General features: G+C 44.4%; 22 protein-coding genes, 11 tRNA genes and 1 rRNA gene. 32 read left to right on the top strand and 2 right to left on the bottom strand.

Features of this window, described 5'->3' with window-relative positions:
- The first annotated feature begins 68 nt into the window (after positions 1–68).
- From cshA to CRO17_RS14480, 4 genes are all read left to right on the top strand, one after another.
- On the top strand, positions 69–1,553 hold the full coding sequence (cshA, locus tag CRO17_RS14495; RefSeq protein WP_097043200.1) for a degradosome RNA helicase CshA: 1,485 nt from the start codon (positions 69–71) through the stop codon (positions 1,551–1,553).
- Between the two features lie 99 nt (positions 1,554–1,652).
- Entirely contained in the window at positions 1,653–2,132 is a 480-nt protein-coding gene (locus CRO17_RS14490; protein WP_097043199.1) for a PH domain-containing protein, read from the top strand.
- Positions 2,125–3,567 (top strand): PH domain-containing protein, encoded by a 1,443-nt coding sequence (locus CRO17_RS14485; RefSeq protein ID WP_179637107.1) that lies wholly within the window; start codon positions 2,125–2,127, stop codon positions 3,565–3,567. Before CRO17_RS14490 ends, CRO17_RS14485 begins: the two co-directional genes overlap by 8 nt.
- Before the next feature lie 14 nt (positions 3,568–3,581).
- Entirely contained in the window at positions 3,582–4,286 is a 705-nt protein-coding gene (locus CRO17_RS14480) for a YqeB family protein (RefSeq protein WP_097043197.1), read from the top strand.
- Between the two features lie 41 nt (positions 4,287–4,327).
- On the opposite strand, the gene CRO17_RS14475 is transcribed toward CRO17_RS14480, so the two are convergent.
- The gene (locus CRO17_RS14475) at positions 4,328–5,104 is read right to left on the bottom strand and encodes a rhomboid family intramembrane serine protease (RefSeq protein WP_425444464.1); all 777 of its coding nucleotides are present in this window, start codon (positions 5,102–5,104) and stop codon (positions 4,328–4,330) included.
- 147 nt (positions 5,105–5,251) lie between these two features.
- Between CRO17_RS14475 and acpS the strand changes: the two genes are divergently transcribed.
- From acpS to CRO17_RS14400, 15 genes are all read left to right on the top strand, one after another.
- Positions 5,252–5,617 carry a holo-ACP synthase gene (gene acpS / locus CRO17_RS14470; RefSeq protein WP_097043195.1) on the top strand — a complete coding sequence of 122 codons (366 nt, stop codon included), beginning with the start codon at positions 5,252–5,254 and terminating at the stop codon, positions 5,615–5,617.
- A 61-nt stretch (positions 5,618–5,678) separates the two neighbouring features.
- Positions 5,679–7,190: an NAD(P)H-hydrate dehydratase gene (locus tag CRO17_RS14465; RefSeq protein WP_097043194.1), complete on the top strand. Its 1,512-nt coding sequence runs from the start codon at positions 5,679–5,681 to the stop codon at positions 7,188–7,190.
- Positions 7,191–7,240: 50 nt separating this feature from the next.
- Complete coding sequence (locus CRO17_RS14460; protein WP_097043193.1) at positions 7,241–8,257, top strand: LolA family protein; 1,017 nt, start codon at positions 7,241–7,243, stop codon at positions 8,255–8,257.
- A gap of 92 nt (positions 8,258–8,349) precedes the next feature.
- Complete coding sequence (alr, locus tag CRO17_RS14455; protein WP_097043192.1) at positions 8,350–9,522, top strand: alanine racemase; 1,173 nt, start codon at positions 8,350–8,352, stop codon at positions 9,520–9,522.
- A 156-nt stretch (positions 9,523–9,678) separates the two neighbouring features.
- A complete protein-coding gene (locus tag CRO17_RS14450) occupies positions 9,679–9,954 on the top strand; it encodes an antitoxin (protein ID WP_077305198.1) in 276 nt (91 codons plus the stop codon).
- A gap of 4 nt (positions 9,955–9,958) precedes the next feature.
- Positions 9,959–10,309 carry a type II toxin-antitoxin system PemK/MazF family toxin gene (locus CRO17_RS14445; protein ID WP_077305197.1) on the top strand — a complete coding sequence of 117 codons (351 nt, stop codon included), beginning with the start codon at positions 9,959–9,961 and terminating at the stop codon, positions 10,307–10,309.
- A 207-nt stretch (positions 10,310–10,516) separates the two neighbouring features.
- Complete coding sequence (locus tag CRO17_RS14440) at positions 10,517–11,389, top strand: STAS domain-containing protein (protein ID WP_097043191.1); 873 nt, start codon at positions 10,517–10,519, stop codon at positions 11,387–11,389.
- Entirely contained in the window at positions 11,386–11,742 is a 357-nt protein-coding gene (locus CRO17_RS14435; protein WP_038558142.1) for an STAS domain-containing protein, read from the top strand. Before CRO17_RS14440 ends, CRO17_RS14435 begins: the two co-directional genes overlap by 4 nt.
- 2 nt (positions 11,743–11,744) lie before the next feature.
- Positions 11,745–12,146, top strand: coding sequence for an anti-sigma regulatory factor (locus tag CRO17_RS14430; protein ID WP_077305194.1), 402 nt, complete (start codon positions 11,745–11,747; stop codon positions 12,144–12,146).
- Between the two features lie 16 nt (positions 12,147–12,162).
- Positions 12,163–13,173 (top strand): PP2C family protein-serine/threonine phosphatase, encoded by a 1,011-nt coding sequence (locus CRO17_RS14425; RefSeq protein ID WP_097043190.1) that lies wholly within the window; start codon positions 12,163–12,165, stop codon positions 13,171–13,173.
- A gap of 56 nt (positions 13,174–13,229) precedes the next feature.
- Positions 13,230–13,559, top strand: coding sequence for an anti-sigma factor antagonist (locus CRO17_RS14420; RefSeq protein WP_097043189.1), 330 nt, complete (start codon positions 13,230–13,232; stop codon positions 13,557–13,559).
- Between the two features lie 2 nt (positions 13,560–13,561).
- Positions 13,562–14,038: an anti-sigma B factor RsbW gene (rsbW, locus tag CRO17_RS14415; protein WP_077305188.1), complete on the top strand. Its 477-nt coding sequence runs from the start codon at positions 13,562–13,564 to the stop codon at positions 14,036–14,038.
- Positions 14,010–14,801 carry an RNA polymerase sigma factor SigB gene (gene sigB / locus CRO17_RS14410; RefSeq protein ID WP_097043188.1) on the top strand — a complete coding sequence of 264 codons (792 nt, stop codon included), beginning with the start codon at positions 14,010–14,012 and terminating at the stop codon, positions 14,799–14,801. Before rsbW ends, sigB begins: the two co-directional genes overlap by 29 nt.
- Entirely contained in the window at positions 14,794–15,390 is a 597-nt protein-coding gene (locus CRO17_RS14405) for a SpoIIE family protein phosphatase (RefSeq protein ID WP_342748989.1), read from the top strand. Before sigB ends, CRO17_RS14405 begins: the two co-directional genes overlap by 8 nt.
- 91 nt (positions 15,391–15,481) lie before the next feature.
- Positions 15,482–17,644, top strand: coding sequence for a Tex family protein (locus CRO17_RS14400; protein ID WP_097043187.1), 2,163 nt, complete (start codon positions 15,482–15,484; stop codon positions 17,642–17,644).
- A 43-nt stretch (positions 17,645–17,687) separates the two neighbouring features.
- Here the strand turns inward: CRO17_RS14400 and cmpA are convergent, their stop codons facing one another.
- Positions 17,688–17,810 carry a cortex morphogenetic protein CmpA gene (gene cmpA / locus CRO17_RS14395; protein ID WP_097043186.1) on the bottom strand — a complete coding sequence of 41 codons (123 nt, stop codon included), beginning with the start codon at positions 17,808–17,810 and terminating at the stop codon, positions 17,688–17,690.
- An 87-nt stretch (positions 17,811–17,897) separates the two neighbouring features.
- Between cmpA and CRO17_RS14390 the strand changes: the two genes are divergently transcribed.
- The 13 genes from CRO17_RS14390 to CRO17_RS14330 all read left to right on the top strand — a co-directional run.
- Positions 17,898–18,374, top strand: coding sequence for a SprT family protein (locus tag CRO17_RS14390; RefSeq protein WP_425444462.1), 477 nt, complete (start codon positions 17,898–17,900; stop codon positions 18,372–18,374).
- A 191-nt stretch (positions 18,375–18,565) separates the two neighbouring features.
- Positions 18,566–18,640, top strand: a tRNA-Asn gene (locus CRO17_RS14385).
- A gap of 2 nt (positions 18,641–18,642) precedes the next feature.
- Positions 18,643–18,733, top strand: a tRNA-Ser gene (locus CRO17_RS14380).
- Positions 18,734–18,741: 8 nt separating this feature from the next.
- Positions 18,742–18,813 (top strand) — tRNA-Glu (locus tag CRO17_RS14375).
- 31 nt (positions 18,814–18,844) lie between these two features.
- Positions 18,845–18,921 (top strand) — tRNA-Asp (locus tag CRO17_RS14370).
- A gap of 15 nt (positions 18,922–18,936) precedes the next feature.
- Positions 18,937–19,007, top strand: a tRNA-Gln gene (locus tag CRO17_RS14365).
- Between the two features lie 14 nt (positions 19,008–19,021).
- Positions 19,022–19,094, top strand: a tRNA-Lys gene (locus tag CRO17_RS14360).
- A gap of 76 nt (positions 19,095–19,170) precedes the next feature.
- Positions 19,171–19,257: transfer RNA gene (locus tag CRO17_RS14355), tRNA-Leu, on the top strand.
- Positions 19,258–19,330: 73 nt separating this feature from the next.
- Positions 19,331–19,407, top strand: a tRNA-Arg gene (locus tag CRO17_RS14350).
- Between the two features lie 9 nt (positions 19,408–19,416).
- Positions 19,417–19,493: transfer RNA gene (locus CRO17_RS14345), tRNA-Pro, on the top strand.
- 35 nt (positions 19,494–19,528) lie between these two features.
- A tRNA-Gly gene (locus CRO17_RS14340) sits at positions 19,529–19,602 on the top strand.
- A gap of 6 nt (positions 19,603–19,608) precedes the next feature.
- Positions 19,609–19,685, top strand: a tRNA-Ile gene (locus tag CRO17_RS14335).
- A gap of 101 nt (positions 19,686–19,786) precedes the next feature.
- Positions 19,787–20,095 (top strand): 16S ribosomal RNA (locus CRO17_RS14330); the annotation flags it as partial.

Raw genomic sequence — 20,095 nt, 5'->3', positions numbered from 1 at the left:
TTTTTATTGTGTATAACTGCCGTGCTTCATCAGTGAGAACTTTTTTTATATAAAGGAGTAAATAGAAATTGACAACATTTAGTTCATTAGGTATTTCTGAACCAATCTTAAAAGCATTAGACAAAATGGGGTTTGAAGAAGCGACGCCAATTCAAGCCGAAACGATTCCTTCCGCATTAGAGGGAAAAGACGTACTAGGTCAAGCGCAGACTGGTACTGGTAAAACTGCTGCCTTCGGTATTCCGATGATCAGCAAAATCGATCGTTCTAAACGCCAAATCCAAGGCCTTGTTATTGCACCGACACGTGAGCTTGCTATCCAAGTAGGAGAAGAGCTGCACCGTCTTGGTCAATTCAAAGGTATTAAAACACTTCCAGTTTACGGCGGTCAGCACATGGATCGTCAGATTCGTGCTCTTAGAGAAGGTCCGCACATCGTTGTTGCGACACCTGGACGTCTGCTTGACCATATTCGCCGTAAAACAATTAATTTCAGCGGCGTTCATACTGCTGTATTGGATGAAGCAGATGAGATGCTGAACATGGGCTTCATCGATGACATCCGTGAAATCCTTTCTTCTATTCCAGAAGAGCGTCAGACATTGCTGTTCAGTGCAACAATGCCGAAAGAAATCCGTGATATCGGTACAAAACTGATGAAAGACCCTACAGAAGTCAAAGTAAAATCAAAAGAGATGACTGTAACAAACATTGATCAGTCTTATATCGAAGTACAAGAAAGACAAAAATTCGATACACTTTCCAACTTACTTGATATTGATGAGCCAAAATTGGCAATCATCTTCGGCAGAACGAAAAAGCGTGTTGATGAAGTAACAGAAGGTTTACAAGCTCGCGGCTTCCGCGCAGAAGGTATTCATGGCGATCTTACACAAGGCAAGCGTATGTCCGTGTTGAACAAATTTAAAAATGGCCGCGTAGAAGTGTTAGTTGCAACTGATGTAGCAGCACGTGGTCTTGATATTTCTGGCGTAACGCACGTATATAACTTTGATATTCCGCAGGATCCGGAAAGCTATGTCCACCGTATTGGACGTACAGGCCGTGCTGGTAAAGGCGGACAAGCTGTCTCCTTCATCACACCTAGAGAAGTTCCGCATCTGCACTTGATCGAAAAGACGACAAAGAGCAAGATTGCGCGTAAAACTGCACCTACAAATGATGAAGCAGCTCAAGGTCAGCAGCAAATTGCTATTGAAAAAATGATGCGTACGATTGAAAGCAAAGATTTGCAAGCTTACAACGATAAAGCAGACGAGCTGATCAATCAGTTTGGTGCACAAACAGTTGTTGCAGCTGCATTGAAAATGCTGACAAAAGAACGTCGTAATGCACCGGTACGCATTACTTCTATCGCTCCTATCAGTGTTAAAGGCAACTTCAAGGATAAGAAAAAATATCGCGGCGGCGGTTCCCGCGGCGGCGACCGACGCAATTCCGGCGGCGGTAAATCACGCAGCCGTAACTACCAAGGACAAGGCAAACGCTCTAGCGGCGGCTACCGTGGTAAACGTAATAACGAAAATAATTAATTCAAGTACAGACACCAGCTTTGGTGTCTGTTTTTTTGTTATTTTTGAAACAAATTCCCATTTTAATCGTATGATGAAATGAGGAAGAGAGGGGAGAAAATGAAAAGAGAACCACGGAACAGAATCGCTGCCAGCGTTAAAAAGGTGTGGCGGATTAATGCAGGTCTTTCCATGCTGGTGCCGGCAATTGCGGCAGGCGTGCCGACTTATTTTATGGATGATTGGTCTATTCCAACATATATTATCTATCTTGGGTGGGCATTGATTGTATTGGCCGCCGGCATCTTTATTTGGCTGCTTCCAGGTATTCGCTGGAGAAGATGGCGTTACGAAGTATTTGAACAGGAAATATACATACAGCACGGTATTTTCATTGTCACGCAAACAATCGTGCCAATGATTCGTGTGCAGCATGTTGATACGGAACAAGGCCCGGTACTGAAGGCATTTAAATTGGCAACTGTATCCATTTCGACAGCGGCAACAACACATCGGATACCCGCTTTGCTGTTAGAGGAAGCGCTAGAGCTGCGCGATCGTATTGGAACGCTGGCTCGAGTGGAGGAAGATGATGTCTGAACCAAAACGCATGCACCCAATTAGTATCGTTCTCCAGATGCTGAAGTTGATCAAAGATGCGATCATACCATTAGCAGTAGGCTTTATAGCTTTTTTTCGAAACCTTAGTGAAATGTTTTGGTGGAGTCCCTTCGCCCTTATTGGAGCAGTATTGTTAATAAGCGGACTTACTGCTTTCCTTCACTGGTATCGTTTTACGTATCGGATAGAAGCAGATGAATTACGCCTGGAATCAGGGGTTTTTGTTCGGAAAAAGCGCTACATTTCCAAACACCGGATTCAATCTGTAAATACAAGTGCCAATATTCTGCATCGACTTTTCGGGATTGTGAAACTGGAAGTGCAAACAGCAGGCGGCGGGAAAAAGGCTGAAGGTGAAATAGGTGCCCTTTCCAAAGAGGATGCTGCTGGGATTCAGCAGTTTGTAAAGCGAAAGGAACAGAGAGATACGGAAACTGATTCAATTGAGGATCTTTCTTCAGTTAAGCGTGCAGGGTATACGCTCAGTTTCCGGCGTCTATTAGCTGCTGCTGCTACGTCAGGCGGGACAGGTGTATTTTTCGGTTTTCTGTTTGCTATTACACAGCAGTTAGATAATATAGCCGACTTTAATATCTACTCTATTGCATTTGATTGGCTGCTGGAACAGAGCCTTGTGTTATCTATTCTGTTTGTTATTGGCAGCTTGGCGCTTACTTGGATGATAGCGATGGTCGGGACAGTTTTTAAATACTGTTACTTCCAAATAACCAAGCAAGGAGAAGAGTTATTCATCCGCCGTGGATTGCTGGAAAAACGAGAAATTACGATTCCGCTGCATCGTATTCAAGCGTTGAAGGTCGAAGAAAATATTTTCCGTCAGCCATTTGGCTTACTGGCAGTCAGTGCAGTGATTGCAGGAGGGGGGGCGGAATCAGATAAACACAGCTTTTCGACGATTCTTTTTCCGCTGCTGAAGCGGTCTGAACTGCAGCATTTCTTGAAAGAGATTGTACCGGGATTTGTGGTAGAGACGGCATTCCGAAAGCCTCCGAAACGAGCGCGGCTGCGTTACGCTTTCGTTCCGATACTAATCTCTATGCTCATAACTGGGGTTCTGGTATATTTCTTTAGCTGGTATGGTCTTTTTGCTATTCTGTTTATTTTACTAACAGTCTGTTTCTGTGTGTTGGATTATAAAGATGCCGGGGTGTCTTGGACAGCCGATATGCTGACGATGCGCTACCGGGAATTGTCACGTATTACGGTTCATGTGCCGCGAAAAAAAGTGCAGGCATTTCGTGAATCGCAGCATTATTTCCAATCAAAAAAGCAATTAGGAACGGTAAAGATTTCGGTTGCATCAGGCGGAGCAGCTGGCAGCAGTTTTAAAGTAAGGCATTTGGCGGAACAGGATGCGCAGGCAGCAGCTGACTGGTACTCTTTCCGCAGCTAAGGAGGAAATAGACCTTGCAGGATATTGAGTTAGGACTAACGAAAATGGAAAGAGCGGCCATACGTGTTATACCGCCTATTTTAGGGGCGATTCTAGGCTGGTATCTGCCGGTAATCGCGAAATGGATACTAAAGCTGCCTTGGCTTCCTTACGAGGATCTTGTAGAGAAGATTGCTTCTTATTCAGGGATCACAACTTCTGCTATCTTATGCATAATAGGTGCAGTTGCAGGGGTAGCTCTATCTCAATTCATTTTCTATGAAACATTAACGGTCATCATCAATAGAGAATCCGTCTTGCTTAAGATTAGAAAAACACAAGACAGCTTTCGAAAACAAGCTATTCAGTCTGTCTATTTGGATGGTAAATCACTCGTCCTAGTAGGGCTGCAAGAAAATGAGATGTACAAAGAAGCATATGATGCTAATAAAGAGAAGCTCGCGCAAGCCTTTCTTTCCATGGGCTATCCTTGGTTTTATGAGGATCCTTATTTGGCATCCTATCGCCGTTGGGAAGAGAGTGATTTACAAGTACCAGCAGCTGCACATAGCTTGCTTCGTGCTAGAAAAGGATACCTCAAGGATGACGAGGATTCAAAAGCGAGGCAGTTACAAAAGGATTTAGCGAAAATGGGGATAGCTATTAAAGATCGTAAAGGCGGTCAGTATATCCGCCTCGACAATACGCTAACCCAGAATGAGTATAATGATATAAAATAAACCGGGAGACCTGATTCTCCCGGTTTATTTCTGTCATTTCGTTAAGTCATATAGTCGTAAATCCCGATAAGCACCAAGGCTGCAATGATAATCCATAAAATGAGTTTTTTGTTTGTCCGTTTTCCGTACGGCCGCTTCTTCCAGCGATTAGGATCAAAGCCTGCGTCTCCTTCATGCTCTTTCGGGCGTTTATTTCGGTAGATGGAGAATGGCTGTGCTTTTAGGAGGAAAAGCGGTGCCAGAACAAATCCTCCTACCGCGCCTGCTAAATGAGCGGTAAGATTTATATTGGCAGAAAACAGCGACATGACGATACCAATAACGAAGATAATTACAACTAATTGTGCATTAGCTGCATCAATCAAGTGCTTGCGGAAATAAACCATGAACAAGTAAATGCCGAATAGTCCATAGATAGCACCAGACGCACCGATGTGGCTTACAAAGCTGTAAGGATCCAGTACATATGTGACCGCATTACCAATAATTCCAGTTAGTAAATAAATTAGAATGAATCTTAGTTTGCCAAGCATTTGTTCTAAGGCCGGACCAAAAATAACAAGCGAAAAACAGTTAAATAAAACATGAGAGATACTGCCTGGTGCATGCAAGAAAACGGGGCTGATAAGCCGCCAATATTCCCCGTAAGAGATGAACAAGTTTACACCAGCCCCCCACTGGTAAATGCTATTGCCTAATGGATTGGAAAATAAGCCGGTAATAACCCAAAGCAGCAAGTTGATTGCTGCAATCGAGCTAATAACAGGGTATGCATATAAATATTCTTTAAAGCTTTCCGTTCTGCGGAACAAGATCATTCCTCCTTCATAGCTTTCATAGGTTAAAGCTTAGCGTATAACAATAAAAAATGCTTGTTATAACATCTTATATCTTTTCTCCCTGCTTTTATACATATAGGGTACAATACACGGTAGAGAATCTGCACGAAGGGAGGTTGTCCGACAGTGATAAAGGGTATCGGTTTAGATATTACAGAATTAGCGCGAATTCAAAAAGCAATCCAGAGAAATGAGCGGATTCTGGACAGGATACTGACAAACCAAGAAAAAGCGCGATATCAAACACTTACGTCTCAGAAACGTAAAGCAGAATTTGCCGCAGGGCGTTTCGCTGCCAAGGAAGCGTATGCGAAAGCACGCGGAACAGGCTTAGGAAGGCTTGGTCTGCAAGATATCGAGGTTTTGCCGAACGCAGCCGGAGCTCCGGTTTTGAAGGCAGCAGATCAAGAAGCGGGAGAACACATCTTCTTATCAATTACACATTCAGAAGCGTATGCTGCAGCACAAGTAATCATCACGCAAGGCGAATAGACTTGTCTGCATATTTCTTGGACATGTCACATAAATTGTAGTGCGGGTAGGAGGGAACAGCGTGTATATTGTCACCGCAAAGGAAATGTACGAAGTAGATCGTTATGCGATGGAGGATATCGGAATTAGCGGCAGCATCTTAATGGAATCTGCCGGTCGGGCAATTGCTGAGAAAATGAAACCGCTGATCGGAACCACGGACCGGATTTTTGTCCTCTGTGGGTCTGGCAATAATGGCGGCGATGGATACGTTGTAGCTAGGACGCTCTTAAATGAAGGGTATGATGTGACGGCTGTCCAAGTCGGCCGTAATCTAACGGCAGATGCGGCGCTGTATCAGCAGTTATATAACCGGCTTGGCGGACATGTGGCGGATGTGGAGGCAGATACTTTCCTATCGTCATTAGAATCAGCTGATGTCATTATTGATGCCATGCTAGGTTTAGGTGTACGGGGTGCTTTACGCAGTCCATATACCGAGACCATTCAAGCAGTTAACAGTACAGATGCCCTTGTTTTGGCTGTTGATCTGCCTTCCGGTGTTCCAGCTGATGATGCAGCAGATTTTCGTGAAGCCATACAAGCAGATTATACCTTTATTATAGAAGCGCCAAAACCTACTGCTTTTATCCAGAAGACGGCTCCGTTTTATGGGAAGTGGGAAACGGTATCCATCGGCCTGCCAGCTGCATACTTAGGCAGACAAGCTGGTGCCCGAACGTGGACAAAAGAGGACGTGAAGCGGACATTCCCCGTTCGGCAGCCTTTCTCTCATAAAGGGACGAATGGGAAGGGGTTCCTCATTGGAGGAGGAACAGAGATGCCGGGTTCGGTCACCATGGCTAGCATGGCTGCGCTTCGGGCTGGTGCAGGTTTGCTTACTGTCGGCACGCTTCCGCAGGTGATTCCGTCTGTTTTATCTCACTTGGCAGAGGCAACATTTACTAGCCTTGCTGGAGAAAACGGTGTACTAGTGGATACGGAGAACTTGGATGTGAGCGCATACGATGCAGTAGTTGCCGGAATGGGGATGGGCAGAGGAGAAGATACAGCAGCGCTGACGAAAAGAGTGCTGGAACAAGCTGAGGTTCCTGTTCTGTTGGATGCAGACGGCTTGTATCATATCAAATCCGATTTGGAACTCCTGCGGAATAGACAAGCACCGACCATTTTAACGCCGCATCCTGGAGAAATGGCGATGCTTTTGGACGTGAAAGTGCCCCAGCTTCTTGAGCAGCCATTTGAACTGGCTAGGAAATTTGCGACTGTGTATCAGGTCTATCTCGTACTGAAGGGAACGTATACAATTGTTACCGCACCTGATGGCACGCAGCTTGTCAATACTACGGGCAACCCTGGTTTGGGAAAAGGCGGCAGCGGTGATGTTCTTTCCGGTATCCTGCTAGCCATGCTCATGCAGCATGAAGATCCTCTGGAAGCCATTGCAAACGGTGTCTATGTCCATGGAAGAGCGGCGGATGTCTTGGTAGAAGATGCACATTCGCAGCAAGATCTTTTGGCAACAGACCTGATGAAAGGGCTGGCCAAAGTCTTTCGTGACATTTCCTTATAACGGTGGCATGTTCTCTTTGTTCGCTTTATAGCTGACAAAGGAGTGTGACCATGAAGAAATTTGCTGGTATGATCGTCTTTGCTGCCTTTTTATTTTTATTGGCCGGATGCGGTGAGGCTTCTCAGGAAGATGTAGTGAAAAAGCTGGAAGAAACATCAGCTGAAATGAAAGGCTACAAAGCAGAAGCCACTATGAAGCTGAACACAGGAGAAGAACAGCAAGATTACGGAATTGATGTCTGGTATCAAAAAGATGACAATTACCGTGTCCTATTGAAAAATGGCACAGACGAACAAGGCAGCCAAGTTATTTTGCGAAATAAAGATGGTGTATTCGTGCTTACTCCGGCCATGAAAAAAAGCTTTAAATTTCAAAGCGAATGGCCTTATAACAGCAGTCAGCCTTACTTGTATCAATCACTCGTACAAGATGTGCTGAAAGACAGCAATGCGACGTTCGAAATGACAGAAGAGCACTACATTTTCCGTACGAAGACAACCTACCAGAATAATACGACGCTGCCGTATCAGGAAATTTATTTTAATAAGAAAACGTACACACCTGAATTGGTAAAAGTTTTGGATAAGGACAAAAAGCCAATGGTAGAAGTGAGCTTTGCATCGTTTAAGCTTGATCCGAAGTTTGAAGCGAAGGATTTTGAGCTGGAAAACAATATGACAAGCTCTGTATCAGGTACACCAGCATCCGCAGCGCCAGCTGAGCAGCAAGGATTGACTGTCCTTTACCCGACAGAAACGGCAGGAGCAACGCTGACAGAAGAGAAGGAAGTCAATGTAGACGGGCAGGAGCGCGTTATCCTCACTTATGAAGGGGAAAAGAACTTTACATTGATTCAAGAACCAGCAGATGTGTCTGATGCAGTGTCAGCTGCAGCGATTCCTGCATCAGGTGAGCCTTACAGTCTCGGGTTTACGGTCGGTGCTATTACTTCGTCCAGTTTGACTTGGACACAAAATGGCGTAGATTACATGCTTGCCAGTGAAGAATTGACACGAGAAGAGATTCAAGAAGTTGCCACTTCTATAAGCGGTCAAGCAATCAAATAACAAAGGAAGCAGACGACAATCGTCTGCTTTTTTATTTTCCTGTTATAATACATATAATAGACGAAGGTAAATTTTCTAGGAGATGACATGTAATGCAGATTGACCATTTTTATCGAGATTCCTGGGTAGAAATAAATCTTGATGATGTTGAATATAATATAAAGCAACTGGCAGAACATATCGGAGAAGATAAAGGAATTTATGCGGTAGTTAAAGCGAATGCATATGGACACGGGTATGTACAGATCGCACAGGCAGCGCTAAATGCAGGTGCATCAGCATTGGCAGTCGCTTTCTTGGATGAGGCGCTTCATCTGCGTCAAGCTGGAATCCAAGCCGCTATTCTCGTAATGGGAGCAACACGGCCGGAAGATGCTGCAATCGCTGCAGATCACGATATTACACTGACCTTTTATCGAAAGGATTGGCTGGAAGCAGTGCGTACGCAGCAACTGGCAAAAACGCTTCGTCTCCACATGAAGCTGGATACAGGAATGGGCAGAATCGGTTTTCGCACCTCGGAAGAAATTCGTTCCGTTGTCTCGTTACTGGAAGATCCATCTCTCCATCTAGAAGGGGTCTTCACACACTTTGCAACAGCAGACGAAGCAGATTTAGCTTACTTTGAAGGACAGCGTAGCAAGTTAGATGCATTGCTGAAAACGTTAAGGGAAGTATGGAATGATCCAATTACTATTCATACCGATAACAGTGCAGCCAGCATGCGCTTTGCTGCCGAAGAGTCGGATTATGTCCGATTTGGTATTGGTATGTATGGCCTTTATCCATCAAAGATAGTAAAGGAAGAGCATCCTATTTCACTCCGCCAAGCGTTTTCGCTGCACAGCCGGATTGTACATGTGAAACAGCTCGAAGCGCATGAAGCGGTAAGCTATGGAGCAACCTATGAAACAGACGGACCAGAATGGATCGGTACACTTCCTATAGGCTATGCAGATGGATGGATTCGTAAAATGCAAGGTTTTGAGGTGCTTGTAGATGGTAAACGAATGCCAATCGTTGGAAGGGTATGCATGGATCAATGTATGATAAAGCTCGATCAAGCGTACCCTGTTGGTACGGAAGTTGTTCTAATCGGAACGCAGCAAGGTGTATGTATCAGCATGGATGAAGCAGCAGATTGGGTTGAGACGATAAATTATGAAGTTCCATGTTTGATTGGTGCCCGGATGCCGCGCGTCTATAAACACGCCGGTCAGACTGTAGAAGTGGCAAATACACTGTATTCTGGCAGAACATTCTAATTTTCGGCAGGAAGTCAGCCTATCCCTTATACTTTTTGTTTAAAAAAGGTTTTTTTTATCAAAAAGTACCGGAGGGTCCTTTGCAAATAGCGCGCTCGGATGGTATGATGAGAGTGGATTTTTACAGAAACGACCCGAGCGAATTGGTGGAGGTGTATGGTTGTGTCCGAAGGCTTACAAGAAATCGTTGTAAAGCTGCCTAAGAAACTCCTAAATGAGGTGGATGGTTTGATGCAGAACAATAACAACAGTCTCGATCATTTCTTCTATCAAGCAACGAAATCATACGTGCAAGAAAGAAAAGATATCCGTGAAACCATGCAAAAAGGGTACATGGAAATGGCACGTATCAACTTAAATATCGCTTCAGAAGCTTTCCAAGCTGAAGAGGAGGCAGAAGTAACGTTAGAGCGCCTTGTAAGCGGGGTGTAGGCCTTTGATCGTAAAGAGAGGCGAAGTATATTTCGCCGACCTGTCCCCGGTAGTGGGATCAGAACAGGGGGGAGTGCGCCCGGTATTGGTCCTGCAGAATGACATCGGCAACCGTTTCAGCCCGACAGTCATCGTAGCGGCGATAACAGCGCAGATCCAAAAAGCCAAGCTGCCGACACATGTGGAGATTGATGCCAAGAAGTATGGTTTTGAACGGGATTCCGTCATTCTTCTGGAACAAATCCGAACAATTGACAAGCAGCGACTGACAGACAAAATCACACAGCTTGATACGCAAATGATGGAGAATATCAATCGAGCTCTCGAAATAAGTCTTGGCCTTACAGAGTTTTAGGTGCGGACCAGCCCTTACGGAAAACGTAAGGGCTTTTTTATATAATTTCAGTCATATTGGAAAATAGTATATACTAAACAGAGGCGCCATGTTGGCAAGGTGGTCTTATAGGTGTTAGATTAATAGTAGATTAAAGTGACCTTGAGCAAACGACTGCGGCTATTACAGCCTTTGACAAGGTGAACGTTACAATACGGGGGTTTCATGATGGCAAAGAAACTGAAGGAGATCTTGGTTGATAATAGTAACAACCTAGTTCATATGTGGCTCGAAGAAGTCGCAGAAAAGCAGAAGGAAGTCACAAATTCGTCTATTTCACAGGATCTTTTCGAGAATACGAATCGCGAATTCGTTAATATTATATTCGGCAGTGTGGAAAAAGAGAGCTTGACTTCTGATTTGGACAGATTTACAGAGCGTGTAATCAATCTGGGCTGGCCGCTTAGTTATTTAACAGATGGTTTACAGCTCTTTAAAAGGGTTGCGATTGAGTTTCTCATTGAGCATGAAGAGCTGGAAGTATCTGTTCCAGAAGTACTGCGAAATGTGGACGAGCTCGTCAATCCAGTCATCAATCAGCTAGTGAATGAATATTCCGGCAGCTGGGAGAATACCGTATCGCTTCAGCGAGTGGCATTGCAGGAGCTGTCAGCTCCGTTAATTCCTGTCATGGAGAATATAACCGTTATGCCGCTTATCGGAACAATCGATACGGAACGTGCTAAGTTTATTATGGAGAACTTATTAGACGGTGTTATCAAGCATCATGCCGAAGTTGTGCTGATAGATATTACCGGGGTGCCCGTCGTAGATACCATGGTGGCGCACCATATTATCCAAGCTGCAGAAGCGGTCAGATTGGTTGGTTCTACTTGTATCTTGGTAGGTATCCGGCCGGAGATCGCGCAGACAATCGTCAACTTAGGAATAGATCTTAGTAAGTTCCCGACGAAAAGTTCTTTGCGTAAAGGGTTTACTGCAGCATTAGAAATGACGAATCAGATGATCGTACAAACAAACAGCGAAGAACAGACTATAGAAGAGCTGATCGATTCGCTTGATAGGAGTGAACAATCGTGAGAATTCCAATATTGAAGCTGCACAATTACCTGCTGATCAGCATTCAGATTGATTTGGATGACCAAACTGCCATCCAATTTCAGGAAGACTTGCTCAATAAAATTCATCAGAGCGGTGCAACAGGGGTTGTCATTGATCTGACATCTGTAGATATTATTGATTCTTTCATCGCTAAAGTACTTGGCGACGTTGTGACGATGTCAGATCTAATGGGGGCAAAAGTCGTTTTGACAGGCATCCAGCCAGCTGTAGCAGTTACACTTATTGACTTAGGAATCCATTTGAATGAGGTAACAACAGCATTAGATTTAGAACAAGGATTAATTAAACTGCGCCAGGAACTGGAGGAGTGATCATGGACTTCAGAACCTGCGTAAATATACAGAAAGAATGGGACATTGTAGGCGCAAGACAGTTTGGCCGCGATTTTTCGAAAAAGCTTGGCTTTGGAATTGTTGACCAGGCTCGGATTGCGACTGCTATTTCGGAGCTTGCCCGTAATATCTACCTGTACGCCGGAAGCGGCAAGATTTGTTTTGATGAGGTAGAGAATGTCGGCTCACGCGGTATCTGCATTGTTTCCCTTGATACAGGTCCCGGTATAAAAGATATCAGTCAGGTTATGGAGGATGGTTTCTCCACGTCTGGAGGTCTGGGCGCAGGTCTTCCAGGTGTAAAACGTCTGATGGATGAATTCGATATCACATCAAAAGAAGGCGAAGGGACCGAGATCCGAGTCGTTAAATGGGTTCGCTAGAGGAGGATGATGCCAGGTGGATGCGCTAAAGCTAGATCTGTCTCACTATCGGCAATTGCTAAAGCAATATATCGATACACAAGATGAGTCTGCCTTGTACGAGGCAGAGCAAATTAGTAAACGCTCCATACAGCATAATATATCGCTGGAGGAGATCATCAACACACATATTAATGCGCTGGAAGGAATTTACCCAGATCTTCCGGAGAACATACAGCACTCGATGAGTTTTTTGCTGGAGGTTATGATTTCTTACGGTTTGGCACTGCAGGAATTCCAAGATTTGCGTGAATCACAGCTTGAGATCAAATCCGAGATTTCTGTGGCAGCTCGCATGCAAAACACATTGCTGTCGACAGTGAAGCCGGAGGTGGAGGGCTTTGACATTGGAGTTGTCAGTGTTCCGGCCAATCAGATGAACGGTGATTATCATCACTTTATTCATCATACGGACGGTACAGTCGGCATAACGGTGGCAGATGTAATTGGAAAGGGTATCCCAGCTGCGCTATGTATGTCCATGATCAAGTACGCGATGGAGAGTTTTCCTTCAGAGCATAAAAATCCGAGTGAAATATTAGAAAGTCTTAATCGAGTGGTGGAACGGAACGTCGACCCAAGTATGTTTATTACGATGTTCTATGCCCTTTTCAATCCGGCTGCCAGCACGATTTCCTATTCATCGGCCGGTCATGAGCCAGGCTTTTATTATCACGCTGCTGACGACACATTTGAGGAGATTCGAGCCAAAGGTGTCGTTCTTGGGGTGACAGATACAGCACAATATCGGCAGTATGAGAGAGAGATTCATGTTGGAGACATGATTATTCTGTTGACGGATGGTGTAACAGAGTGCCGCCAGGGTGATCGGTTTATAGAAAGTGAAGAAGTGCTTGAAGTAATTAAAAGCTTTTCCCATCTTCCGGCACAGGAACTGGTGGAGAGTGTGTACAGACATTTCGAGAAACTCCAGGATTTTCATCTTCGCGATGATTTCACATTAATTATTATCAAAAAAGATGTTTAAAAGAAGAACAAACGGGTATTACATAGGAATGGTAACTAGCCATTAGGAGGTACAGAATGAACTTAACTGTTGACGTACAAGAACAAGAAAACAAAGCAATTGTTCTTTTAGCTGGTGAAATAGATGCATATACTGCTCCTAAATTGAAAGAAACACTTTTGTCGCTTACTGAGAAACAAGGTAACAAAGTGGAAGTGAATTTGGAGCAAGTGAATTATATGGACAGTACTGGATTAGGCGTATTCGTGAGCGGATTAAAGTCGACAAAAGAGAACAACAGTGAATTGAAGCTCGTACAGCTGCAAGACCGTGTATACCGTTTGTTCGAGATTACAGGCTTAATCGATGTGATCGATGTTGACAAAACAGTACAAGGTGGCTATTAATTATGGAATCTTTCGATTTTATCGAGATTAAAGTACCGGCAAAACCAGAATATGTAGGTGTAATACGTCTGACTTCTTCAGGAGTCGCAAATCGGATGGGCTTTTCCTATGAAGATATTGAGGATCTGAAGGTAGCGATATCTGAAGCTGTAACAAACACTGTGAACCATGCTTATGAAAAAGATGAAGATGGCGAAGTTACGATTGGTTTCGGTGTTTATGAAAATCGGCTTGAAGTGATGGTTGCAGATCATGGAGGCAGCTTTAATTTAGATCAAGTGAAGCAGAACATTGGCCCTTATGAAGCCGCAGAACCCATCGAACAACTAAGGGAGGGCGGATTCGGCTTATTCCTGATTGATGCGTTGATGGACAAAGTGGAAATCAACAGTGATTCCGGAGTGATCGTCCTCATGACGAAATACCTTCATGAAAATGAGGTGGGGCTAGATGACGACCAAATCTCAACCACACAATAACCGTGAGGATGAGGTTTATACATGGATAGATCATCTGCAAAAGAATCCCACAGATGAAGAAATCCAAGAAAAAATCGTACTCACATACAAAGATCTCGTTGTATCTATAGCACGAAAATATTCAAAAAACAGTTCCATTCATGAAGATTTGGTTCAAGTCGGTATGCTCGGTTTACTTGCTGCAATCCGCCGTTATAACCCGGAATTCGGCAAGTCCTTTGAATCATTTGCTATTCCTACAATTATTGGGGAAATCAAGCGTTTCATCAGGGACAAAACATGGAGTGTCCATGTTCCGCGACGCATCAAGGAGCTTGGCCCGAAGATTCGTAAGGCAATCGATGAATTGACAACTTCTAATCAACATTCCCCGACAGTAGCAGAAATCGCTGCCTATCTGGAAGTATCTGAAGAGGATATTCTAGAGACCATGGAGATGGGGAAAAGCTATAAAGCATTGTCTGTTGATCGAAAAATAGAAGCTGACTCGGACGGAAGCACAGTAGCAATCCTTGATTTGGTAGGTTCTCAGGATAATGGCTACGAAGATATTGACCGCAGAATGCTGTTGGAAAAAGTACTGCCAATCCTTAGTGAACGGGAGCAGGAAATTCTTCGCTGCACTTATTTTGAAAACATGAGCCAAAAAGATACAGGAGAAAGACTCGGTATTTCTCAGATGCACGTGTCGCGTCTTCAGCGGAGAGCACTGCGGAAATTGCGGGAAGCTCTGCAAGCTGAAGGTGCTGACAATCTTGATTGAATCTTATCAGCATATGGATGTATCTGCATTTCAAGAGCCTAAGAAAGGCAACTATTACTGTGGGGACAGTTATTTCTACCATGAATCAGAGCATGAATTTATTTGTGTGCTGGCAGATGGGCTTGGCAGCGGGGAATTCGCTAAAGAGTCCTCGCAGGTAGTCGTCGATGTCATTCGAGACCACGTTCATAGCGGTATTGATGAATTAATTAGAAAATCAAATGAAGTGTTAATAGGAAAACGAGGCGTCGTTCTCGGTATTTTGAAAGTGGACTACCGTTCAGAAACATACTCCTTCACATCGATTGGTAACATCGGAATTATGACTGTTACAGGCGGTAAAAAGGAGCGATGTATTCCCAGCCAGGGATTCCTTGCCGGTTATCCTCGGAAATACAAAGTTTCCCGCGGACTGCTGCAGGACGACATGATATTCATCATGTTCTCTGATGGTGTTACGGATAATGAACTGACTCATCATCTTTTCAAAGAAAAGGATGTCAGAAAACTACGTGACATGTTCGCTTGTTCAAAACAGAAACCTAATAAGGACGACGTCACTTTAATAGCGATGAAATATACAGAGTAGGATCAGTACCCACATAATGGTGCTGATCCTTTTTTTTATCTATTCGGCAATTCTGCTACAATAGTTATATTAGAAGTCAGGAGGAGCAAAATTGGAAGCTACTATACAAGACAGACTCATCCAATGGGTCGAAAAAGAAACAGCAATCAAGCAATCATCTGTTAAACAAGTTATCCATCTGCTGGAAGAGGGAAATACGGTACCATTTATTGCGAGGTACCGAAAAGAACAAACAGGTGCACTTGATGAAGTAGAAATTAAAGCCATTCAAGATAAATGGGAATATGCACAGCAGCTTCATCAACGGAAGACGGAAGTAATTCGCTTAATTGAAGAGCAAGGAAAGCTGACAGACAGCCTGAAAAACGATATCAAAGCCGCTATGCAGCTGCAGCGTATTGAAGACTTATATCGTCCATACAAGCAGAAGCGCCGTACAAAGGCGACAATTGCCAAAGAAAAAGGGTTAGAGCCTCTTGCAAAAGCTTTGTATGAGCAGACAATAGAGAGCCCAGAAAAAGAAGCAGGAGAATATCTTGATTCTGAAAAAGAATTACATACGGCGGAGGATGTGCTGCAAGGTGCCAGCGACATTATGGCAGAATGGATCAGCGAGCAGCCCGCATTTCGTGACTATATTCGTGACAAAACAGAAAAGGCTGGTGTTCTGCTTACGAAAGTAAAGAAAGCAGAAGAAGATGAGAAGGGCATTTTTGAGATGTATTATGCTTATCAAGAGCCGGTGCGTCAGATGGCATCTCACCGGGTATTGGCCGTCAACCGCGGAGAGAAGGAAGGTATTTTACGAGTTACCGTTGAACCGCCTGCCGATGTCATCCTAGCATATTTGAAACGTAAAATTATCAAACAGCGAACATCATCTCCGGTTGTATCCGTTTTGCATGCAGCAATCGAGGATAGTTACAAAAGACTGATCCAGCCGTCTGTAGAACGTGAAATACGCACAATGCTCTCAGAGAAAGCAGAGGAGCAGGCAATTAAAATCTTCTCTGAAAACTTGAAAAACCTTTTGCTGCAACCTCCATTAAAGGGGCGGGTGGTGCTAGGGGTTGACCCAGCATTCCGCACAGGCTGTAAGCTGGCTGTCATTGATGAGACGGGGAAACTGCTAGAGAAAAATGTCATTTACCCAACAGCTCCGAAACATGATATAAAAGGGGCTAGCCGTGTTGTTGAAAATATGCTGGAGAAATATGATGTCCAGTTAATAGCAGTCGGGAACGGAACGGCTTCTCGTGAAACAGAACAATTTATAGCCGATGTTATCCGAGATTCAAAACGTGATGTTGCTTATATTATCGTAAATGAGGCAGGTGCAAGTGTCTATTCCGCCTCAGAATTAGCCAGAAAAGAATTTCCGGAACTGCAAGTGGAAGAGCGGAGTGCAATCTCTATAGGGCGCCGTATTCAAGATCCACTCGCAGAACTGGTTAAGATTGACCCGAAATCTATCGGAGTAGGCCAGTATCAGCATGATGTAGGACAGAAGAAGCTGAACGATTCTCTTGGCTTTGTTGTCGAAACAGCAGTTAACCAAGTCGGCGTGAACGTGAACACAGCTTCAGAATCTCTGTTGCAGTATGTATCTGGTTTTAGTAAAACAGTAGCAGCTAATGTTGTGAAGCAGCGTAATGAGGTTGGTAAGTTTACTTCCCGTAAGCAGCTGAAGTCCATACCTAGATTAGGAAGCAAGACGTATGAGCAGAGTATCGGGTTTCTTCGTGTACTAGATGGAGAAGAACCTCTGGATCGTACGCCAATCCACCCCGAGAGCTATAGTGTTACAAAACAGCTGCTTAAACGGCTGAATGCGGATGTGACGGATATTGGAAGTAAACAGCTGCAAGAGAAGCTCTCTCAGATTCTAGTAGAAGAAACTGCTGCAGAATTACAAATCGGAGAACTTACATTGCAGGATATTGTACAAGCACTCAATCAACCAGGGAGAGATCCGCGGGATGATTTGGCACAGCCATTATTAAAGCAAGATGTACTAGCAATGGAAGACTTGAAAGAAGGCATGGAACTTCAAGGTACGGTCCGTAACGTAGTTGATTTTGGTGTGTTCGTGGATATAGGGGTCAAACAAGACGGACTCGTTCATATTTCTAAGATGTCGAATAAATTTGTAAAACACCCGATGGATATTGCATCAGTAGGAGATGTCGTTACTGTTTGGGTTGATAAGGTGGATATTGACAAACAACGGATTGCTCTTACAATGGTGAAGTAACAGCAACAGGGGGAAAGCCTCTGTCCTGAGCAGGGCAGGGGCTTTATCCGTCGTTGGATTGCTGTTTTCTTTTATAGAAGAACCAGCATTGGTTCAATACTTTTAATTGATTTACGTTTTTCGTAAGGAAAGCTTGGGATAGTTGATTTTTTAACCAATTAGGCATTCTTTTACCTCCTGCAGCCCATAGATGTAGGGAAAAATGAATGTCTGCAGCATCATATGCAGAACAGCAACAGGAGGTGCACGAACATTGAGAGAAATAACGATGCAAAATCTCCAGCAAGTTGTAGAAGAGATTTCCGTTGATTGGTTCCATAAACCATTTAAAGATACAGCTAGATATAATAATCGTCTGCGAACTACCGGAGGGAGGTATTTGCCAGGTACACGAGTTATTGAGATCAATCCTAAGTATCTGGCAGAACTGGGGCAGGAAGAAACAATCGGGATAATTAAGCACGAACTATGTCATTATCATCTTCATATAGAAGGAAAGGGTTACGGGCACCGAGATCCAGAATTCCGTGAACTTCTGAAGAGAACAAAGTCTCCGCGCTTTTGCAGCATGCTGCCATCTATGAAAGAAAAGCAGCTGTACACTTATATATGTTCAAAATGCGGACACGTTTATAAACGCAAAAAGGCCGTTAACCTACGTAAATACGGATGTGGCAAGTGCGGCGGAAAGCTTAAAAAGACTGATAAAAGGGGGCTTACAGAGGCTTAATAAGAAAAAGAGTAAAAAAGTTAGCGAAAAGTGTTGACGTCTTCGTCAATACATGATAAATTTATTAAGCCGTCGACGAACGGTAACAAAATAAGACGAACAGCAACGAAAAATAAATTGCAAAAAGCAATTGACAGTTGCCGAGAGATGTTGTAAAATACATAGAGTCGTCACCAAACGATAAACATTATTCCACAGTAGCTCAGTGGTAGAGCTATCGGCTGTTAACCGATCGGTCGCAGGTTCGAATCCTGCCTGTGGAGCCAGTGGAGAAGTACTCAAGTGGCTGAAGAGGCGCCCCTGCTAAGGGTGTAGGTCGTGTAAGCGGCGCGAGGGTTCAAATCCCTCCTTCTCCGCCATCTCAAATGGCCCGTTGGTCAAGCGGTTAAGACACCGCCCTTTCACGGCGGTAACACGGGTTCGAATCCCGTACGGGTCATCGTTTTTATAACGAGTCTGTTTTAAGGCTCGGTCCGGTAGTTCAGTTGGTTAGAATGCCTGCCTGTCACGCAGGAGGTCGCGGGTTCGAGTCCCGTCCGGACCGCCATATTATTTTTATTATTGGGCTATAGCCAAGCGGTAAGGCAACGGGTTTTGGTCTCGTGATCGTTGGTTCGAATCCAGCTAGCCCAGCTTACTTTTATTGTGAGCCATTAGCTCAGTTGGTAGAGCATCTGACTTTTAATCAGAGGGTCGAAGGTTCGAGTCCTTCATGGCTCATCTGCTTAAAGTGAAGATGATCTTATAGATCTGCCGGTGCTGTGCATCATACGCAGCATTTTTCTTTTGACTTTAAGCGGTCGTGGCGGAATGGCAGACGCGCTAGGTTGAGGGCCTAGTGGGTGAATAACCCGTGGAGGTTCAAGTCCTCTCGGCCGCACCAATAAAAAGTAAAAAAAAGATGTTGACAAGCTGAAGACAGCATGATACAATATAAAAGTTGTTCTTATTAATAAGCGCCCGTAGCTCAATTGGATAGAGCGTTTGACTACGGATCAAGAGGTTAGGGGTTCGACTCCTCTCGGGCGCGCCATTATCTCTTCGGGAAGTAGCTCAGCTTGGTAGAGCACTTGGTTTGGGTCCAAGGGGTCGCAGGTTCGAATCCTGTCTTCCCGACCAGATACACCAAACTTCTCAATCTAACATTCTAATATGCGGGTGTAGTTTAGTGGTAAAACCTCAGCCTTCCAAGCTGATGTCGAGGGTTCGATTCCCTTCACCCGCTCCATATTATGGGCCTATAGCTCAGCTGGTTAGAGCGCACGCCTGATAAGCGTGAGGTCGGTGGTTCGAGTCCACTTAGGCCCACCATAATATTGATCTTTGAAAACTGAACAAAACAACCAATTACGAACTAAACGACATGGTCTTTTATAAGACCAACGTCAGCGCAAGAAGCAAAGCATCACACTTTCATGGAGAGTTTGATCTTGGCTCAGGACGAACGCTGGCGGCGTGCCTAATACATGCAAGTCGAGCGCAGGAAGCTAGATGACCCCTTCGGGGTGATTCTAGTGGAATGAGCGGCGGACGGGTGAGTAACACGTGGGCAACCTGCCTGTAAGACTGGGATAACTCCGGGAAACCGGGGCTAATACCGGATAGTATTTTCTTTCTCCTGATTGAAAATGGAAAGACGGTTTCGGCTGTCACTTACAGATGGGCCCGCGGTGCATTAGCTAGTTGGTGGGGTAATGGCCCACCAAGGCGACGATGCATAG

It is taken from the genome of Terribacillus aidingensis, from assembly GCF_900215625.1.
Classification (GTDB): Bacteria; Bacillota; Bacilli; order Bacillales; family Amphibacillaceae; genus Terribacillus; species Terribacillus aidingensis.
This window is presented reverse-complemented; position numbering and strand designations above follow the sequence as displayed.